The organism is Lysinibacillus sp. RU7, assembly GCF_057837305.1.
In genome coordinates, this window is the sequence record NZ_JBYQFK010000106.1 from 1 (window position 1) to 280 (window position 280).

Sequence of the window (280 nt, forward strand, 5' to 3'; positions counted from 1 at the left end):
GCGTCCTTTGTTTCTCTTAATACAGGCAGCTTTTGTCTTGAAGTAACCAAAGCCGTTGGACGATTCGTTGTTTTGACAATGGCCTTCCAAGCGGCCAGGGTTTCGTTTTGATCGGCAGGACGATAAACATCGATTCCCGGCGTGGTCCGAAGCGTCTCTAACTGTTCAACCGGTTGATGAGTCGGCCCGTCTTCGCCGGCAGCTAAGGAATCATGAGAAAAAATGAAGATCGAAGCGAGTTTTTGCAGGGCGGCCAAGCGAATGGCCGGCTTCATATAAT

Annotated in this window: 1 pseudogene; it reads right to left on the reverse strand. The window is 50.0% G+C overall.

The window, feature by feature from the left end:
- Positions 1 to 280, reverse strand: a pseudogene (locus AC3II9_RS21720) (transketolase); the annotation flags it as partial.